The 18,200-nt window shown below is 34.5% G+C and carries 18 protein-coding genes; 14 read left to right on the top strand and 4 right to left on the bottom strand.

Annotated elements, in window-relative coordinates:
* Position 1 precedes the first annotated feature (1 nt).
* From WC614_05350 to ispF, 12 genes are all read left to right on the top strand, one after another.
* Positions 2–646, top strand: coding sequence for a class I SAM-dependent methyltransferase (locus tag WC614_05350; protein MFA5032428.1), 645 nt, complete (start codon positions 2–4; stop codon positions 644–646).
* Positions 598–1,575 carry a lysylphosphatidylglycerol synthase transmembrane domain-containing protein gene (locus WC614_05355; protein ID MFA5032429.1) on the top strand — a complete coding sequence of 326 codons (978 nt, stop codon included), beginning with the start codon at positions 598–600 and terminating at the stop codon, positions 1,573–1,575. The genes WC614_05350 and WC614_05355 overlap by 49 nt, the downstream gene beginning before the upstream one ends.
* A 217-nt stretch (positions 1,576–1,792) precedes the next feature.
* The gene (locus WC614_05360; GenBank protein MFA5032430.1) at positions 1,793–2,197 is read left to right on the top strand and encodes a prepilin-type N-terminal cleavage/methylation domain-containing protein; all 405 of its coding nucleotides are present in this window, start codon (positions 1,793–1,795) and stop codon (positions 2,195–2,197) included.
* A 541-nt stretch (positions 2,198–2,738) separates the two neighbouring features.
* Positions 2,739–3,821 carry an FG-GAP-like repeat-containing protein gene (locus tag WC614_05365; GenBank protein ID MFA5032431.1) on the top strand — a complete coding sequence of 361 codons (1,083 nt, stop codon included), beginning with the start codon at positions 2,739–2,741 and terminating at the stop codon, positions 3,819–3,821.
* A 2-nt stretch (positions 3,822–3,823) separates the two neighbouring features.
* Positions 3,824–5,002 carry an FG-GAP-like repeat-containing protein gene (locus tag WC614_05370; GenBank protein MFA5032432.1) on the top strand — a complete coding sequence of 393 codons (1,179 nt, stop codon included), beginning with the start codon at positions 3,824–3,826 and terminating at the stop codon, positions 5,000–5,002.
* Positions 5,003–5,004: 2 nt separating this feature from the next.
* Positions 5,005–5,790, top strand: a complete 786-nt coding sequence (locus tag WC614_05375; protein ID MFA5032433.1) for a class I SAM-dependent methyltransferase — start codon at positions 5,005–5,007, stop codon at positions 5,788–5,790.
* Positions 5,791–5,897: 107 nt separating this feature from the next.
* The gene (locus WC614_05380) at positions 5,898–6,977 is read left to right on the top strand and encodes a glycosyltransferase family 9 protein (GenBank protein ID MFA5032434.1); all 1,080 of its coding nucleotides are present in this window, start codon (positions 5,898–5,900) and stop codon (positions 6,975–6,977) included.
* Complete coding sequence (locus tag WC614_05385) at positions 6,970–8,373, top strand: DUF2341 domain-containing protein (protein MFA5032435.1); 1,404 nt, start codon at positions 6,970–6,972, stop codon at positions 8,371–8,373. The genes WC614_05380 and WC614_05385 overlap by 8 nt, the downstream gene beginning before the upstream one ends.
* A gap of 294 nt (positions 8,374–8,667) precedes the next feature.
* Entirely contained in the window at positions 8,668–11,172 is a 2,505-nt protein-coding gene (locus WC614_05390; protein MFA5032436.1) for a YfhO family protein, read from the top strand.
* Entirely contained in the window at positions 11,169–11,882 is a 714-nt protein-coding gene (locus WC614_05395) for a polyprenol monophosphomannose synthase (protein ID MFA5032437.1), read from the top strand. The genes WC614_05390 and WC614_05395 overlap by 4 nt, the downstream gene beginning before the upstream one ends.
* A gap of 7 nt (positions 11,883–11,889) precedes the next feature.
* Positions 11,890–12,660 carry a 2-C-methyl-D-erythritol 4-phosphate cytidylyltransferase gene (gene ispD / locus WC614_05400; GenBank protein MFA5032438.1) on the top strand — a complete coding sequence of 257 codons (771 nt, stop codon included), beginning with the start codon at positions 11,890–11,892 and terminating at the stop codon, positions 12,658–12,660.
* A gap of 134 nt (positions 12,661–12,794) precedes the next feature.
* Complete coding sequence (ispF, locus tag WC614_05405) at positions 12,795–13,256, top strand: 2-C-methyl-D-erythritol 2,4-cyclodiphosphate synthase (GenBank protein MFA5032439.1); 462 nt, start codon at positions 12,795–12,797, stop codon at positions 13,254–13,256.
* On the opposite strand, the gene WC614_05410 is transcribed toward ispF, so the two are convergent.
* The 4 genes from WC614_05410 to speD are packed head-to-tail and all read right to left on the bottom strand — an operon-like array spanning position 13,253 to position 16,293.
* Positions 13,253–13,861 carry a hypothetical protein gene (locus tag WC614_05410; GenBank protein MFA5032440.1) on the bottom strand — a complete coding sequence of 203 codons (609 nt, stop codon included), beginning with the start codon at positions 13,859–13,861 and terminating at the stop codon, positions 13,253–13,255. The genes ispF and WC614_05410 overlap by 4 nt on opposite strands.
* 59 nt (positions 13,862–13,920) lie before the next feature.
* The gene (locus WC614_05415) at positions 13,921–15,036 is read right to left on the bottom strand and encodes an acyl-CoA dehydrogenase family protein (GenBank protein MFA5032441.1); all 1,116 of its coding nucleotides are present in this window, start codon (positions 15,034–15,036) and stop codon (positions 13,921–13,923) included.
* 3 nt (positions 15,037–15,039) lie between these two features.
* Positions 15,040–15,885: a polyamine aminopropyltransferase gene (speE, locus tag WC614_05420; protein MFA5032442.1), complete on the bottom strand. Its 846-nt coding sequence runs from the start codon at positions 15,883–15,885 to the stop codon at positions 15,040–15,042.
* 39 nt (positions 15,886–15,924) lie between these two features.
* Positions 15,925–16,293, bottom strand: a complete 369-nt coding sequence (gene speD, locus WC614_05425) for an adenosylmethionine decarboxylase (GenBank protein MFA5032443.1) — start codon at positions 16,291–16,293, stop codon at positions 15,925–15,927.
* Positions 16,294–16,657: 364 nt separating this feature from the next.
* On the opposite strand from speD, the gene WC614_05430 reads away from it, so the two are divergent.
* The gene (locus WC614_05430) at positions 16,658–17,575 is read left to right on the top strand and encodes a DUF2330 domain-containing protein (GenBank protein ID MFA5032444.1); all 918 of its coding nucleotides are present in this window, start codon (positions 16,658–16,660) and stop codon (positions 17,573–17,575) included.
* A gap of 65 nt (positions 17,576–17,640) precedes the next feature.
* Positions 17,641–18,200, top strand: a 560-nt coding sequence (locus WC614_05435; GenBank protein MFA5032445.1) for a hypothetical protein, incomplete at its 3' end; no start/stop codon positions are given.

Genomic DNA, 18,200 nt, shown 5'->3' on the forward strand with positions numbered 1-18,200 from the left:
AATGACACCTATTGAAATAAAAGAAAATAGAGAGTGGGCCGAATTTTACGGTAGGCCGCTTACCCTTAAACGCTACTTATGGCGCATAGTAAATCATTTAGAATTTTTATACAACATAATTCAATGCAAACCTAAAAAAGCTGTAGAAATAGGGATAGGAACAGCCGCACACTCTTTCTTCGTAAGCCATTTTGTATCACTCGTTGTTGCTGTAGATAATGATTTAAGTATAATAAAATTTGCCAAAACAAGTAATAAATATTTCGGCAAACCCGTAAAATTTGTGGTAGCGGATGCGTTTAATTTACCATTTAAAAACAATTCTTTTGATTTGTTCTTTTCTCAGGGATTTATGGAACATTTTAATGAAAAGGAAATAAATAAATTGGCAAAAGAACAACTAAATGTAGCTGTTTCAATAATCTTTAGCATACCTTCACTATATTATGGAATAAAAGATTTTGGTAATGAAATGTTATTAAAAAGAAAAGAATGGCTAAAAATACTAAAACTTAAAAAAGGAAAAGAAATATTTATCGCAAAAGCAAAATATTCTTTTATAGATGTTAGACTTTTAGAATTCTTTATGTTAAAAAAATGGGATTTAAAACCAATGGAGATAGTTATTTATACAAAAAACAAATGAAAAAACACCCTGAAAAGAGGTTAAAGATTTCTATAAGCGTTATTGTATTATTAATTTGCTTTTTTTTTATCGGGAAAAGTTTTTTCGTAAATTTACATGATGTAGATTTTCATAAATTAAAATTCGATTGGATATTTTTGTTTCTTTCTTTAGCCTGTATACTATTGGGAGGATTAATAAATGGGTGGCTTTGGCAAATAAATTTAATTTATATTGGGGAAAAGATAAGCTATATTCAATCTTTGCGTGTAATATCTCTTTCTTACTTGCCTAAATATATTCCCGGAAAAGTTTTTGGAATCGCAAGTCAGGTATGGCTTACAAAAGAAGAAGGGAGCATTTCAGGCACTAAGGGCAGTATAGGCGCAATATTGAATATGGGAGTTAGCATTTTGGGTGGAGCCCTTCTAGGCTGTAGTATACTCCCTTTTGTTTTGAAAAATAAACTTCCAATAAATATTTATTTTTTATTAGGTTTTATCCCGGTACTTTTTATTATATTATATCCTCCTATATTTATAAGAGCGTCTAACTGGTTTTTAAAGATATTAAAGCGGGATATAATAACTTTTATTCCGCATTACGGCCAAATTTTGAAACTGTTATTTTTAAATATCTCTTTCTGGATCTTTCAAACTATAGCAATATTTTTCTTGATTCGTAGTTTTTACCCTATTGGTTTGTCATTTCTCGTCCCTTTGTGTGGCATATTTCCGGGCGCAAGCGTAATTGCATTGCTCAGTTTTTTCACCCCCGGTGGATTGGGAGTAAGAGAAGGCGTTTTATCTTATTTATTCAGTTTTTTTATGCCAACGAGTATTGGTATAGTTGCGTCAATTGTAATGCGACTATTGGGAACAATAGGAGAAATCATTTTATTTGCCATTTTTGCCAAAAACATAAAGAAATACGTAACCCAAACCCACTAACCAATATCACCCCAACCCACAACCGCAATAACGGAAACTTAACGGAAATGGTTTCCGTTAAGTTTCCTGCAATCTCAATAATTTTGTCAATTTTGTTAAATAGTGTTTAATTCTGGGTGTGTGGAATCGATTGTTTGATGATGCTTTGTAGATATTTTGTTATAAACTGATAGATTGTCACGCAACTTGCTTTATTAATAAGGCAAAGGAGGAAAACATGAAAAACAAAAAAGGATTTACTTTGATTGAGCTTATAGTAGTGATTGTAATCATAGGGATTCTCGCTGCTATAGCAATACCAAGGTTTATGGGTGCTCAGAATAGAGCAAGAATCGGAGCTGCCGCAGCTGAAGTTACGAAGATGAGAGAAGCTCTCGGGTTATATGAAATAGATTATGCTACCTATGCAGTTTTAGGAGGCACTTCTACGGATTACGAGGCTTTCAAGGCGGCAATCATAGATAAGAATGGTAATGCTTATATGTCATTACCGGACACTCTAAACTTTGACGCATCAACGTTCTCTTTCTCGGGAGACTCTGTTACCTTTACCATAACTGTAAATGCTAAAGATAACAATAACACTCCGGTCACCGGAACGCCTGATAAGACAAGTTATTAGTTTGCTCAACCAAACAACGAAAAGACTTTCCCGCCCTGCGGGAAAGTCTTTTTTTATTGCCGGGGTTGGTCCGTCTTATAATGAGCAAAGTCTTGCCATTATGGTGGTCGAAGATCCCGTCCGATTCAGGTGGGTGGTGGTAGGAATTCATTCTGTCCCTCTTTTTTTAGAAGTTACGAAATCCGTTTTCGGGTATACCAATTTGTGGAATTTCCCCGCTCCTCAGGGGGGGGATATTGAAAAATTAGTTTCTAACATAATGTTAGCCAGGGGTAGGAATTTTGGTTTGACAAGTGGTAGATAATTGTTAAAATTTACAGAACAAATAAGACATATAAACTCTTGACAGAATGCTTTAAAATGATTATATACTCATATATCTATAGTTGTATAAATTAATTTTTACTAGGAAGGGGAAAGAAGTGCTTTTTATAACTTAGGGGGAAAAACGAAAAATAAATTATTAGTATGTTTTAACTTGTTTATTTTTGCCATAATAATTTTTACTCCTGATATTTCAATTGCCGATCTGGATGTATATATGGGATGTAATTGTTGGGAGAGTAACGGAACGCCGGGGAACTGGCAGAGAAAAACAATATGGGATATTCCGTTTTCAGCTTCCGGTTATGTTCATTCGAGTTTCTGTGATTTAGATAATGATGGGGATATGGACGCATATGTTACTGACGATGGATCTAGTATAATGGCTTTCGAAAATATAGGTTCAACAACTGCGCCTGTATGGCAGCGAAAATCTATATGGGATTTTTCCCCTTCGCAATTTAGTCAGGTGTATTATGCCGATTTTGTTGAAATAAATGGAGATGGAAAATGTGAATTAGCCGTAAGTAAAGGCACGGTAATCAAATTTTATGTAAACACGGGGACAACTACTCCGGTCTGGACAATTGCCCCGGGATGGGACATAACTATAAGTGACGGTAACTTAGCATATAGTTTTGGAGATTTAAATAATGATGGACTAAAGGATGTTGTCGTGAGGTTATGGAATATTTGTATATTAAAAGTTTTTGAAAATATAGGTTCTGATACTGTTCCTGTTTGGCAGGAAAAATCTGCATGGAAACCGTCTAAGGATACTGACCCTCCTGCTTTAGGTGATTTGGATGGCGACAACGATTTAGATATTCTTGGTGGAGGCGGGGCTTCGTGGGTTACTGCATATGAAAATACCGGAACAATAAATAGTCCCGTATGGACGGAAAGATCGAATTGGCTTACGCCTGATGCCAGAACTTCTTGCGTTTATCCTGAACTGATAGATATAGATAACGATGGAGCAGGTATTGAAGAAAATCCACAATCCGCAATCCATAATCCAAAATTAACGATATATCCTAATCCGTTTGTTGAAAATACCATTATTAGTTATTCCTACTCCGTCTTAGGCGGATCAAGTACTGTGGAAATAGCGATTTACGATATAAGTGGCAAACTGGTTAAGTACTTTCCAATGACCCAATTATCGAATAACCAAAGGACTAGAGTAATATGGGATGGAACGGATAATTTTGGTGGCAAGGTAAAAAGTGGTATTTATTTCTGTAAGTTGCGGGTGGGGAATCATTATATTATAGATAAGATAACCCTTTTGAGGTAAAAATGAAAAAAAGATACGATAAAAAATCAAGTTGGAAAATAAAGAGCGCAATACTTGTTATAGCGATATGGATTTATACATCTTTGTCTGCCAATGTAGATGTATTTATGGGATTTAGATGTTGGAGAAACACCGGAACACCGGGAACGTGGGAAAGAAAAGTATTGTGGGATATCCCTTTTTCAGATACCGTTTACATCCATTCAAGCTTTTGTGATTTAGATGGAGATGGGGATTTAGATGCGTATCTAACCAGTGACTCTGATTCTATAAGGGCTTTTGAAAATACAGGGTTTGACACTAGTCCTGTATGGCAAAAGAAAACACAATGGAGTTTTAACCCCTCCGAATTCAGTAAAGTTTTTTGGGCTGATTTTGTGGATATAGATGGTGATGGAAAATGTGAATTAAGTGTGGCGAAGCACGATACTATTAAGTTTTATAAAAATACGAGTACTACCCCGCCTGTTTGGGCAAGACGATCAGCATGGGATATATATGTCGGAGAAAATAATTTAGGACACTCATATGGCGATTTAGATAATGATGGGGATTACGATATTATAGTACGCCTCTGGACTGCCTGCCAAATTAAAGTTTTTGAAAATATAGGTTCAGATACTAGTCCTGTTTGGCAGGAAAAACCAGTGTGGGTGCCGCCTAAAGATACTGATTTGCCGTCTTTTGGTGATTTGGATGGAGATAAAGATATTGACATACTTGGCGGGGGAGGGCATACTTGGGTAACGGCTTATGAAAATACCGGAACAATAAATAGTCCTGTATGGACAGAAAGAGTAAATTGGCTTACGCCGGATGCTAAAATTTCGTTTCTTTATCCGGAGTTAGTAAATATAGACAATGATGGTGCAGGTATTGAAGAGAGTCTGCAATCCGCAATCCGTAATCCAAAATTAACGATATATCCCAATCCATTTGCCGGAAAAACTTTTATTAGTTATTCCTATCCTACTTCAGGCAGATCAAGTGCGGCAGAAATAACGATTTACGATATAAGTGGCAAACTGGTTAAATACTTTCCAATGAACCAATTAGCGAATAACCAAATGACCAGAGTAATATGGGATGGTACTGATAATTATGGGCACAAACTAAAAAGTGGAATTTATTTTTGTAGATATAATCATATTACAGGTAAAATAACTTTGTTAAAGGAGTAAATATGGAAAAATTTATAGAATTTGATGGCGTTAAGTATGAGATACCGCCTGCAACAACGCAAAAGAGAATAATTTTATTTCTAAGGCACCTTGCAGATTATAAATTTATTTCTGAATATGTTAACAATTTGGAAGTTTTGGACGTAGGGTGTGGTTATGGTTATGGGAGTTTTCTGTTGAGTTTAAAGGCAAAAAAAATTTTGGGCGCAGACCTTGCTGAACTTCAAATAGAACAGGCAAAGAAAACCTATAAAAAAAACAATCTTGATTTTTTGGTTTTAGACGCTACTCAATTAGAAAAAAATTTCCCCCCGGAAAGCTTTGATGTAGTAATAGGTATGCAGTTAATAGAACATCTTGAGCTGCCGGAGAAATTTATTGAATCAGCTAAAAAAGTTTTGAAGAAGAATGGGCTTCTGATTGTTACTACCCCAAATAAACTTGTCCGTATGATTGAAGGGCAGAAGCCATGGAACGCAGACCATATTAGGGAATATGACCCATCTTCCCTTGAGAAATTTTTAGGTAGCTATTTCAAGAATATAGAATTTTACAGTTTACTCGGCTCAGAGAAAGTTTATGAACTTGAAAAAAAGCTTAGAGGGGGAAATATCTCTCCTAAACTTAAGGCGCTATGGCGATACACTCCTGAATTTATTAGACAGGGAGTAAGAAAAGGCATAGATTCAAAGTTAGAAGAAGACGAAGTAAAGTTGGATGACTATGAAATTGTAAAAGGAGCGCAAGATAAAGGACTGGGGTTTTTTGCATTTTGCAGAAAAGATTAAAGCTAAATAATTTCATACAAATTAAATACGAGAATATTATGAAAACTTAGAGAAAAGGAAAAAACGTATCAATTGAACTTCTTTAATACCAATTAGATTAAGATTTAATGAATAAAGCCAAAAAGAAAAATATTAAAAAGGTGTGTTTTATAATTGGGGGCGGGATAGGGAATATAATAACTTTTACGCCTGTTCTTAAGAAACTAAATAAAGAGTTGCCTCAGACTCAAATTACAATATTGGGCAATAATATAAAAGTAGCAACAGAAATTTTAGAGACGTATCCTTGCGATATAAAAAAGATAGAGTTATCTCCTAAAATGTCTTTTTATGGAATTCTGAATATTTTAAACGATATAAGAAAAGAGAAGTTTGATTTAATGATTCTCCCTTCTTATCCTTTCCGTCATCGTCGCGCATATCAATCTATTATAAAGTCATCGTTATTTGCCGTTTTCTCAGGGGCAAAATACATAATTGGCGACAAGAGAGCACCCTTATCTTTTTTGTTTTACAATATAAGAATTATCCCAAAGGGACGAAATATAGTGGAATTAAATCTTTCAATATTGGAACAACTGGGATTTACTTTAAATAAAGAAGATGCAAAACCGGAATTATTTTTTAATTTCGTAGAAGCCGATAAAAAAATGAATTCATGGATTAAGCAATATGATTTAACCACAAAGAAATTGATTGTATTTCATATAGGTAGTGGAAAGGGATATTATAATCGCCGTTGGGCAAATGACAAATGGGCTGAATTAGGCGATATTTTAATTGACAAATACAAAGTTTCTATTTCATTTATAGGTAATAAGCTTGAATCGATGGAAGTACAAAAAATACAAAATCTAATGAAACAAAAAACTTTTAATCTTGCCGGAGAATTAAGTTTATGCGAAACAGCAAAATTAATAAAAATAAGTAATTTAGTAGTATGTACAAATTCTGGACCTATGCATATAGCCGCAACACTTGAAGTTCCATCTGTAGTTTTAATGGGGCCTACTCTTAAAGAATGGTGGCCATCTTATAGTAGAACGTCTATTATTGTCTGGAAAAACAAGTGTAATATTCTCTGCGAAGGACCTTGTAGACGTAAAGAAAACGTCTGCATGACATCGATTACGGTAAAAGATGTATTAAAGGTAATTGCCCTCCAGTTAAAAAACAAAAATGAATAAAGGTATACGATCGCTTAAAGTTATAATTCTTCTTTTTACAATGGCAATTTCTATTCATGCTGATTGGTGGGATGCAAACTGGCCATATAGGAGAGCAATAACAATAGATAATTCCTTGAACTCGGATACTCTATGGAATTATTCCATAAAATTTAATGTGACTTACGAAACAACTATGAAGTCTGATTTTTCAGATATCAGATTTGTAAGTTATGATTCATCAATTTTGCTCCCCTACTGGATTCAAAGATATGCAATTAGTGATTCTGCTGTAGTGTGGGCAAAAGTTCCCTTAATCCCTGCCCTTGATACTACAAAAATTTATATGTATTATGGAAATTCTACCGCAACTTATGCAGGAACCCCGGATTCCTTATTTGACTTTTTTGATGACTTTTCTTCGAATCCAAATAATAACGGAAAATGGGGAATACATAGATATGCAAACGATCTTTATAATGAATGCTGCTGGGATTCCATAAGCGGAAAATTTTATCTTACAAGAGCAGCTTATAGCATAGGAGTGGCTGCTTTTTGTAATTACACATTAAATGTAAAATCGTGGACAATGGAATTTGATTATTTAATAGGCGAAAACTCTGGAGGCGCAGACGGCATTGTAGCAATGTTTTATAAAAATAAAAGTGTTTATGGCACTCCGGCTTATGGAGGTTACCTTGGCTTTACGTTATCAAATTTAACTCCCGTTGTTGGTTATGGAATTGAATTTGACCACTGGTATAATGTTTGGGACAATTCAAATAATCATATTGCTTTAATGAAAGATACTTACAGTAATCATCTTACTTCTATTGACGATATGCGGACAGAAGATAACTTATGGCATAGCACTTTTCTGAATTTTCAGAATGGCAAAGTATTATTGAAAGTGGATAAGGATACCATTATAAATTATAATATTGTAAGCCCTGATTATACCTACAGCGGCATAGGATTCAGTTCTTCCTGTGGATATGCAGGAAATAATAATCATATCATTGATAATGTTATAATCCGGAAATCTACTTATCTTGAACCATCTATATCTCCGGATTCTGAGGAAATGAAAATAGAATTGCCTTCTTTTGACTATAGAACTCCAAGTTTATGCGATGTGTCTACTTTTAATAATGTATATGGAAGATATGTTACTTTTACTTTTAAGTTAAATGTCAATGGCAATGTCTCTCTTGTTGTATATAATCTTGTTGGAGAAAAGATACGGACACTGATTGAAAATATACCTTATTCTGTTGGAACCCATAAGTATTTGTGGAATCTAGAAATCAAGCCCAAGACAAAGATAACTCAAGGTATATATATTTATGTTTTAGAATTAAAAACAGTAAATAAACTTGTGGGTAGGGAAACTAATAAAATAATAGTTTTGAAATAAAACTCGTATCTTAGAAAAATTATACTCGATTCAATAAACGATTTAACATAAGGAGTTTGCCGGGAAACGGAAAAAAGTAGTTAAAAAATAATTCTCTTTTGTCTTTACTGGAGAGGAATCTAATAGTTGTTTCTACTCTAGATAGGAGATAATTAATTATAAATTCGAATTTTCGTTACCTTCTAAATATTTTTTACGTATATAAAAAATTGCTTTACATTTGAATCTTTTTATATAATCTTGTTCATATAGATACTTAATTGAATTAATTTTTATGATCCAGGGAGATAAATTATGAAAAAGAAAAAAGATAAAGAGCGTGAGACTATAAATATGTCATGGAAAAGCATACCTTTAAGTATGCTTAATAAAATACTAATAGGGATTCTTCTTTTATTGCCGCTAATATTTTTTGCGCCCTTACTTTCCGGGCAAAAAATGATGGGTGGTTCGGACTGGCTGCTTGCAGGATATTCTTCCCGTCATTGGCTTGCCGATTGCATTCGACTTTATCATCGCCCTCCCTTATGGGACCCTCTGGCTTTTGGAGGACTACCTACGGGAAATTCGTATACTTTATATAACTTATGGTTTAATATTTTTCCGACCCACATTGCATGGACATACATATTTGTTTTAGGGATGTTTCTTGCAGGTTTGGGCGTATATTTATACTTAAAAGAGATTAAATTATCTCTTTATTCTGCTTTCCTCGGGGCGCTTATTTATATGGGGTCGGGGTCCGTTTTATCTACAACTTCTCCCGGGCACGATGGGAAACTTCTTGCTACCGCGCTTGTCCCATTTGTTTTTCTATTTTTACACAAAGGACTTACGAAACATAAATTTTTAGACTTTCTTCTTGCTGGTGCAATTGGAGGCATTGCCGCTGTTAATGCCCATTTTCAACTTGTTTATTATTCAGTCATAGCGCTTGCATTTTACTTTGTTTTTCATCTTATCTGGCAAAGGAAAGAGAATAAAGCTAAAGGGACTTTTAAACTTATATCTTATGCGTTTTGTGCATTATTACTTGCAGCGGGATTATTGGCAATACAATACCTGCCAACATTTGCAGGCATAGAATGGGGCGCAAGAGGGGGGGAAAGAGGCTACAAATTCGCTACTTCCTGGGCACTGCCAATTTCCGAGTTGTGGGATTTAATAACTCCTCATTTTTCAGGTTTGTTAGACAATTATTGGGGAGAAAATTACTTCAAACTGGATACTCAGTACTTAGGCATATTACCTCTAATACTTGCGTTGTTCACTATAATTTTTATGATTAAAAATTCTTATGTGAGGTTTTTTACAGGTTTAGCTGTTGTTGCCATAATATTTGCTCTTGGTGGGCATACTCCTTTTTATCATATCCCATATGCGATATTGCCCGGGATAAAAAAATTCCGTGGCCCTGCTATGAGTTTTTATTTAGTGGCTTTTAGCATTTCTGTCCTTGCAAGTATCGGGATACAAAATTTAATAGAAGAACAAAATACAAAAGCTAAAATACAGAAACGAGTTCCTCTTTATTTAGGAATAATGTTCGGGATAATTGCTGTATTAGCAATAATTTTTTCTGCCGGAAAAGAATCTATCTTAGAATATTTTAAATCTCATTTTGGGCCTATTTTTACGGGTGAATATGGCGCCCAAATGTCTCAATACAAACTCCAGAACCTTTATAAAAATTATCCTGTTTTTCTTGAAGGGTTGGGAAAAGCTGTTTTTCTTGCGGCATTGAATTGCGTACTCATTTTCCTTCTTTATGCAAAAAAATTAAAATTGCCGATAGGAATAGCTTTAGTTGGAGGACTTCTTATTTTTGACCAGTGGAGCATAGAAAAACAGTTTTTAAAAATAGTCCCCCATCCTTCGGAATATTATGCGGCAGATGATATGGTAGGAACGCTTATCTCTGAAAATATTCCTGATTATTCTTATCGCGTATTCCCTCTTTTGTATGATCATACGACAGACGGTTATTTATGTATTCACGGTATTCAAAGCGTAGGCGGGTATGTCTCCAATCCGGGTGAGCGGTATCAAAAATTTATCGGAGCGGATAATAGCGTAATGTTTACTCCACCCAATTTGGTGAGATATAAAAACTTACTGGATATCTTAAATGTAAAATATGTTTTCTCTGCCTGGTTGCCGGAGGATTTGACTCCATATCCTGAAAACACCCGACAAATGATAGAAAACTTTAAACTGGGTTTTTTAGGGCAATGGGGAATTGACTTCAGAGATTTTCATAACAGTTTTATCATTGACTATAAAACTCCTGATGGTAAAGCAGTTTACAGAAATGAATCTGCGCTTCCTCGTGCATTACTTGTTCACAACTTTGAGATTCTTTCGAAAACTTCTGCCCTTGAAAGACTAAAACAACCTGACTTTAATCCCAGAACTACCGTTGTTTTAGAAGAACAACTTGTAAAACAAGTTTCACCCCCCCAATTATCAGACTCAAATATTCAGAATTTAGAAACAGTAAAAATAGATGAATATACTCCAAATAAAATTATATGTACTGCAAATCTTGCCATTCCAGGATTTCTTGTTTTGTCGGAAAACTGGCATCCGGACTGGAAAGTTTATGTAGATGGCAAAAAAGACAAACTATATGTTGCAGATTATATTTTACGAGGAGTTCAGTTGGATAAGGGAGCGCACAAAATTGAGTTCGTATACGATTCTTTCTATTTTAAGTTAGGCGCGCTTATTTCTTTGCTTGCATCCTTACTTTTTGTTGTTATAATCATTATTAAAATTAGAAGCATACGATTAAAATGAAAAATCTTATTATTATACCTACCTATAATGAAATAGAGAATATAGAAAAGTTGCTTGCTACTATATGGTCATTTGTTCCGGATATCAATTTGCTTATAGTAGATGATAATTCTCCGGACGGAACAGGCGAATACATAAAACAGCTTTCTAACAAAGATTCAAGAGTTCATATTATCCAGCGTAGTGGTAAAATGGGATTAGGAAGTGCGTATAAAGAAGGATTTAGATACGCTATCGACAAAGGATATGACTATATTTTTGAAATGGATGCAGATTTTTCACATAGCCCTGCAGAACTTCCAAAATTTATCGAAAAAATGAAAGAATATGATTTAGTTATAGGGTCAAGATATGCAACGGGTATTTCCGTCATAAACTGGCCACTTTCACGCCTTATACTTTCGAGCTTTGCTAATATTTATGCAAGGAAAATGACAGGAGTTCCTATTAAAGATTTAACCGCCGGATTTAAGTGTTATTCTCGTAAAGTGTTGGAGAATCTTCCCCTTAACAGGATAAAGTCGGATGGTTATGGCTTTCAAATCGAGACAGTATTTTGGGCGTATCGCAAAAAATTTCGATTATACGAACTGCCGATTATATTTATGGACCGTGCGCAAGGTACATCAAAAATGTCTAAAAAGATTGTATGGGAAGCATTCTGGATTGTATTAAAACTTAGATTATTATTAATACTAAACCCTAAATAGATTCTAAATGGCAAAAAACTATAGCGTGATAATCGCGGCAGCAGGTGAAGGGAAACGAATTAATTCTCCTATCCCCAAACCATATATCCTAATAAAGAAATATCCAATAATTATACGGACATTAAAACATTTTGATAGAACAAAAGAAATAGAAAGAATAATCATTGTTACTCATAAAAATTGGGTAAATTATTGTATTAACCTTCTGAAAAAATATCTACCCGAAAACAAGACTGGCGATAAAAAATATTATGTTATTAAGGGTGGAAAAGAGCGACAGGACTCTGTGAACGAAGGACTAAAACTTGTAAACACAGAGTTTGTCTTTGTTCACGATGCAGTAAGACCATTTATTGACTCGTCCCTTATATTAAACTTAATTAAATCAAGCAAAAAATACGATGCAGTAATTCCTGTGGTTCCTTCGATCAACACATTAAAAGAAATAAAATCCGGTTTTGTTTGCAAACATTTATCAAGAGATAAGGTTTATGAGGTTCAGACACCTCAATTGTTCAGAACAGGTATTTTAAAATCTGCCTACAAAAAGGCTTACCTTGATAAATTTTATGCTACGGATGATTCTGCCCTTGTAGAAAGGCTTGGCGTTAAAGTTAAAACTATCAAAGGAATAAAAAACAATATAAAAATTACTAACCCGCAAGACCTTTTGTACGCAGGAGCGATACTGAATGCGGAATTGCAGACAACAGAAAGAGCTTTTGCCACGGATAACAAACACGCCTGCCTGCCGGTAGGCAGGGATTTTCACGGATAAAAGAAGGATGGAAAGGAGTAACTCATAGTAATAAAATACAGAAAAAGAAAAAGAAAAAAACAGAATTGGAACCACAAGATTCCACGCGATGTACACGAGATTAAAACAGAAAAGAAAGAAATGAGAAATAATAAATTATGAGAATAGGCATAGGATACGATTTTCATAGACTCATAGAAGGTAGAAAATTTATTCTTGGAGGAATAACAATCCCATACAATAAAGGATTGTTGGGGCACTCCGATGCTGACGTATTACTTCATTCTATTGGGGATGCAATACTTGGTGCATCTGGGAAAAGAGATATTGGTTTCCATTTCCCTGATACTGACCCGAAATATAAAGATATATCCAGTTGTATTTTACTGAAAGAGATAATGAAAATTACGGGTGCGAAAATTACAAACATTGATTCGGTAGTAATCTGCGAGTCCCCGAAACTTTCTCAATATATCCCCGACATACAAAATAAAATTGCCGAATTACTAAATATTTCTGTGAACTGTGTTTCTGTAAAAGCAAAAACTAATGAAGGTGTTGGTTTGATTGGAAAAGGCGAGGGAGTTGCTTCTTACACAGTTGTCCTCATATCTTAAAGTTGCGAATATTCTATAAGTATTTCAGGAGTGTCAGAAGTTGTTGATATAAAAGTTGTTTTCAAGGGTATGAATATTTTAGGAGATATTTGTTTATAAGAATTTTTGATTAATATTTTTGATGCTTGCGCATCTGTATCTATAGTTACAGGCATTCCCCTGTCATTGTAAATAAATTTAGCCGTTATTTTATCTGCCAAAGTACTTATTTTCGCCTCTTCTATTTTCCACGTAGATTTTTTTATCTTTAATGTTGCGTTTGTAAATAAACTGCTATCCTTTGATATAACGGTCAAATAGCAATACCCGGATTGCTTTCCTTCTTCTAATGAGATATTATTTATTTCAATGGTCTTCCAGAAATTATATACTCCGAATCCCGTTAGCATTAATGCCCCTTTTGCTATTTCTCCGACAAAGCTTTCACTTTTAACATCCACCCCATTACTTTTTGAAAACTTTACTTCTATTTTAGCTTCCGGGTCAAGAGAACAGGACGCTCTCATAGAACAACTCTCTGGCTGTTTTGCTTTTATTTGATACAAAACAGAATCTACGATGTTATTTGCTTCAAGGGAAGCAAACAATAAAAAGGTTATTATCATAAAAACTGGATAAGTTAGACTACTGCGTCCGCCTTAGGCGGATCGCAAAGCCTAACTAATCATTTTGCAATTGCATTTGCTATAATTAATTTTTGGATTTCGTTAGTTCCTTCATAAATCTGTGTAATTTTTGCATCTCTCATTATTTTTTCTACTGCATATTTTTTTCTGCATCCGAAAACGCCAAACAATTCTATTACTTTTGAAGTTACTTCCATTGCCACTTCCGAAGGAAATAACTTTGACATAGAGGAATACATCGAAACATCTTTTGCTCCTGAATCTAAATATCTTGCAGTTGAATATACAAGCGCTCTCGCCGCTTCTACTTTTGTATATAACTCTGCTATTTGTTCAAACAAAGACAATGGGGCTTTAATTTGTTTTGCATAAGCGATTAACTCATCTAATGCCCCTTGCGCTATTCCAACGGCTAATGCGCCTACCCCGGGCCTTGTATGATCAAAAGTCCTCATAGCAACTATAAATCCGACACCTTCTTTTCCTATGAGATTTTCCGCCGGGACTTTACAATTTTCAAATATTACTTCTCTTGTGCAACTTGCTCTAATGCCAAGCTTATCTTCTATTTTACCGAAACTTATTCCGGGGGTTTCTTTTTCCACAATAAAAGCAGATAATCCTCTTGCTCCTCTTGAAGGATTAGTAGCCGCAAACACAACGTAAACTTCAGCTTCTCCGCCATTAGTTATCCATTGTTTTGCTCCATTTATAATATAAAAGTCGTTTTCTTTTATTGCTCTTGTTTGTATGCCTCCCGCATCTGAACCGGCAGAAGGTTCCGTAAGACAAAAACTAGCCAAGTTTCCCTGTGCTATTTTTGACAGGTATTTCATTTTTTGATTTTCACTCCCAAAAAGTATTATAGGAGTAGCTGCAAGTGCGCTTGCCGCATAAGTTGTTGCCACTGCCGCGCAAGCTTTCCCAATTTCCTCAACTATAATGCACAGTTCTGTGTCTCCTCCACCATCCCCGCCATAGGCTTTTGGAATAAACAATCTAAACATTCCCGTATCAGTTAGTTCTTTCACGATTTCATGGGGAAACTCTTTTTTTTCATCGAGAAGTTCTCGTTGAGGAATTATCTTCTCTTTCGCAATTTTTTGAGCAGTAGCTTTTACATGCTCTTCTCTCTCAGAAATGCAATAATTCATAGGTTATTTAAAGTAACTAAAATTTTCAGGTTTTGTTTTTGATAGATGTTCCGGTAATTGAAAAGCTGCATGATGAACAACAGTATTATAGTACCATAGTTTTCCTTTTGCTTCCCGCCTTGGGATAAGTGGGTCAAGCGTATCCGAAGCAAAGGTGAATGTCCATGCTCCACCATAGCTTGATATATAGGTAAGATATGTTCTTACAATATTAAATAATTTTTTTAAAGTGGCGGAGTATGTTTTTCTAAAATCATTTCCCCAGAAAATGGATTCTGATTGTGCTACCCATATATCGGGAGAAATATTTTTTATCGTATTGTTTAAAAATTCTTTTTCGCAAAGCACAACGCCGGGACCTCTTGTACCTGCAGAATCTACCAATATTATGTCATATTTTTCTTTTGCTTTTTTTACATATACGGCCGCATCCATAATAACAACTTCTACTCTTGGGTCATTGAGGCCCTTGCTTAATTCCGGGAGAAACTTTTTTGATGTCTCAATTACTTTTTTATCTATTTCTACAAGAGTAATTTTATTTACAGGATATTTCAGAATTTCTCTTACTGTCCCCCCATCTCCCCCGCCTATAACCAGAACTTTTTTAGGGTCGGGATGAACTGTCATTGCAGGATGAACCAGCATTTCATGATAAGCTTTTTCATCCTTATCAGTTGTCATAATAAATCCGTCCAGTAATAACATTTTTCCAAACGCGGGAGTATCGACTATTTCAATTGTTTGATATTTGCTTTTTTCTTTATGTATGATGGAATTAACTTTAAAGCTTATGCAGAAATCCTGAGAAAAATAATCAGACCCTTTATACCAAACATTCTTATTCATAAATAAAAATGGAATTACCTTTTAAGTTATCGGTTTGACTCAAGCAGATAAATTGCCTCGGTCAAGTTTTAATACGCTCACAGATTTTGGTCCGAATGCCTCTTTCAGGAACTTAACGGCATCTTCTGCCAATAAGTCATCGCTGCAAGAGAACAAATCGATAGCTGCGTAGTTATGCTCGGGCCAAGTGTGAATGGCAAAATGAGATTCGGAAATAACAATAACTCCGGAAACGCCGTGGGGATTAAACTGGTGGAAAAATGAATCTACAATGTGAGCGTGGGCGACCTTCGCAGCGCCAAGTAAAATTTCTCTTACCTTCGCCGAGTCTTTTAAGTTTGCCGAACAACTATGGAACTCCAGCAAAATATGACTGCCTAAAGCAGCACAACTTTTTTCTTCCCCCATTTCTCATAAAATAAATTCTCTTTGGCCAGAAGCTCCTTAACCTCCAGCATAAAAATAATTAATCGCAGAATACTGAATGAATTATTATTGTCAAGAAAAAATTTCAATTAGAAAAAAGTTTTTTATTTCAAAGTTTGGTATATCTTAATTTTCCTTTTATTATTGATAAAAACAAAGCAAGACAATTATTTTTAGGATAGTCTTATTTTGGATAAAAAATTGAATTATACATAAAATGCTTATAAATAAAGCAATTTTAAGATTTTACAAAAAATGAAACTTGCTTGATGAAAATTAAAGATTAAAATTGTTTTTCATTTCTAATTTTTATTGACAAAAAAAGAAACTTTTAGAGGATTAAACAATGAAAAAGATTATTTTATGTTTTATATTATTTGGTAATTTGGTTTTTGCGGATAAGGGTATGTTTTCCGTTATGCCAAATATTTCCATATACGAACCCGGGCAAAAAGCAATTATTGCATGGAATGGCACAAAAGAGTGTTTGATATTGGCTGTAGATGCTTATGCAGATACAAATACAAAGGTTATAGAAATATTGCCGTTACCCTCAAAACCCAAAGTCAAAGAAGGAAAAATAGAGTCCTTTAAGGAAGTTCAGAGACTAATAATGAAACATAGACCTGCCCCTAAAACAAAGGGAATGAAATCGGAAAGTTCTCTTTCTGTCCCGAGACAAGAAGGGGTGGAAATATTATTTCATAAACAAGTTGGTGCGCACAACATAACCTGTGTAAAAGCATTGAACATAAAAGAATTTCAAAAATGGGCACAGGAATTCATTAAGTCGGAAAATATGGACAGCATATCTACGCCCGCAGGATTGGGTAGCATTATTTCTCATTATATGGAAGACAGTATCGTATATTTTGTATTTGACGTAATAGAATTAAACAAAGAAATCTCAAGCATAAACCCAATTATATATGAATTCAAGTCCCCATATTTATTTTTCCCTTTAATTATTTCCAGTCTTACCAAAGGAGAATCAGAAATACAATTATTTTTACTTACAAAAGATGTCCCCTGGCCTTTGGCAGTGTCTCCATTTAAGATTGGAGAATACAGAACTTATCGTAGGAATATGGTTGTAAATATACAGTTCAATATTACATACGAAGAATTAGGTTCAATAGACACGATATTAAGAAAATATTTTAAAAATAAAGTCTGGTTGACGGCTTTAGAACATAAAGAAACTATGTCTAATTTGAATAAGGATTTGAAATTAAAAACATTTTGTAAAATAATAGAGTATTAATTGGGGTTATTTTAAAAACTTTTCTTGACAAGCACATAGAAATTGGGTATTTTTAGTGTTAATATATGAAATATTGGACTATCTGTATAGGGGAGAAGATTATAAGGATTAATCTTGTTCACATAGTTGTTGCAATGAGTATTGTTGTTTGCACGTTTTTTAGTTCCACTTTTACCGTATTCCAGTTCGTTAATTCCAGTATTCATAAGGCTAACTTTTTTAAACAGAAGAAGAAAAATGAACAACTTACGACTTCGATACAAAAAATGTTGAACAACATAAGTGTTTTGAATGTAAAATTGGATTCGCTGGTTAATATAGATAATAAGAATAGATTAGTGTGGGGATTAGACACCATAGGTGAAGACCTGGAAAAATTAGGAGTTGGTGGTGCGAGAATTCAATGGTCTTCTATTGGAATAGTAGATAAGCTGACGGAATCTTTACAAATATTAAAAAACAGGACTAATTTTGTGGCCCAGAGTTTTGATGAGCTTGCTCATTCAATTAACAGAACGGAGAAAATACTTAATGCCACTCCCTCTGTCTGGCCCGCGCAAGGAGAAATTACTTCAAACTTTGGATGGCGTAGAATGGGAGGGCAGGGTGAATTTCACTCGGGTAT

The sequence above is a fragment of the bacterium genome, from assembly GCA_041649255.1.
Taxonomy (GTDB): Bacteria; Hydrothermota; UBA3073; order JACQXS01; family JAQTXJ01; genus JAQTXJ01.

Coding starts and splice junctions, on each gene's coding strand:
- WC614_05355 (MFA5032429.1), top strand. CDS start 598: ATGGGATTTAAAACCAATGGAGATAGTTATTTATACAAAAAACAAATG.
- ispD (MFA5032438.1), top strand. CDS start 11,890: ATGGCAAAAAACTATAGCGTGATAATCGCGGCAGCAGGTGAAGGGAAA.
- WC614_05395 (MFA5032437.1), top strand. CDS start 11,169: ATGAAAAATCTTATTATTATACCTACCTATAATGAAATAGAGAATATA.
- WC614_05360 (MFA5032430.1), top strand. CDS start 1,793: ATGAAAAACAAAAAAGGATTTACTTTGATTGAGCTTATAGTAGTGATT.
- WC614_05375 (MFA5032433.1), top strand. CDS start 5,005: ATGGAAAAATTTATAGAATTTGATGGCGTTAAGTATGAGATACCGCCT.
- WC614_05385 (MFA5032435.1), top strand. CDS start 6,970: ATGAATAAAGGTATACGATCGCTTAAAGTTATAATTCTTCTTTTTACA.
- WC614_05350 (MFA5032428.1), top strand. CDS start 2: ATGACACCTATTGAAATAAAAGAAAATAGAGAGTGGGCCGAATTTTAC.
- WC614_05365 (MFA5032431.1), top strand. CDS start 2,739: ATGGGATGTAATTGTTGGGAGAGTAACGGAACGCCGGGGAACTGGCAG.
- WC614_05390 (MFA5032436.1), top strand. CDS start 8,668: ATGAAAAAGAAAAAAGATAAAGAGCGTGAGACTATAAATATGTCATGG.
- speE (MFA5032442.1), bottom strand. CDS start 15,885: ATGAATAAGAATGTTTGGTATAAAGGGTCTGATTATTTTTCTCAGGAT.
- WC614_05415 (MFA5032441.1), bottom strand. CDS start 15,036: ATGAATTATTGCATTTCTGAGAGAGAAGAGCATGTAAAAGCTACTGCT.
- speD (MFA5032443.1), bottom strand. CDS start 16,293: ATGGGGGAAGAAAAAAGTTGTGCTGCTTTAGGCAGTCATATTTTGCTG.
- WC614_05410 (MFA5032440.1), bottom strand. CDS start 13,861: ATGATAATAACCTTTTTATTGTTTGCTTCCCTTGAAGCAAATAACATC.
- WC614_05430 (MFA5032444.1), top strand. CDS start 16,658: ATGAAAAAGATTATTTTATGTTTTATATTATTTGGTAATTTGGTTTTT.
- WC614_05370 (MFA5032432.1), top strand. CDS start 3,824: ATGAAAAAAAGATACGATAAAAAATCAAGTTGGAAAATAAAGAGCGCA.
- WC614_05380 (MFA5032434.1), top strand. CDS start 5,898: ATGAATAAAGCCAAAAAGAAAAATATTAAAAAGGTGTGTTTTATAATT.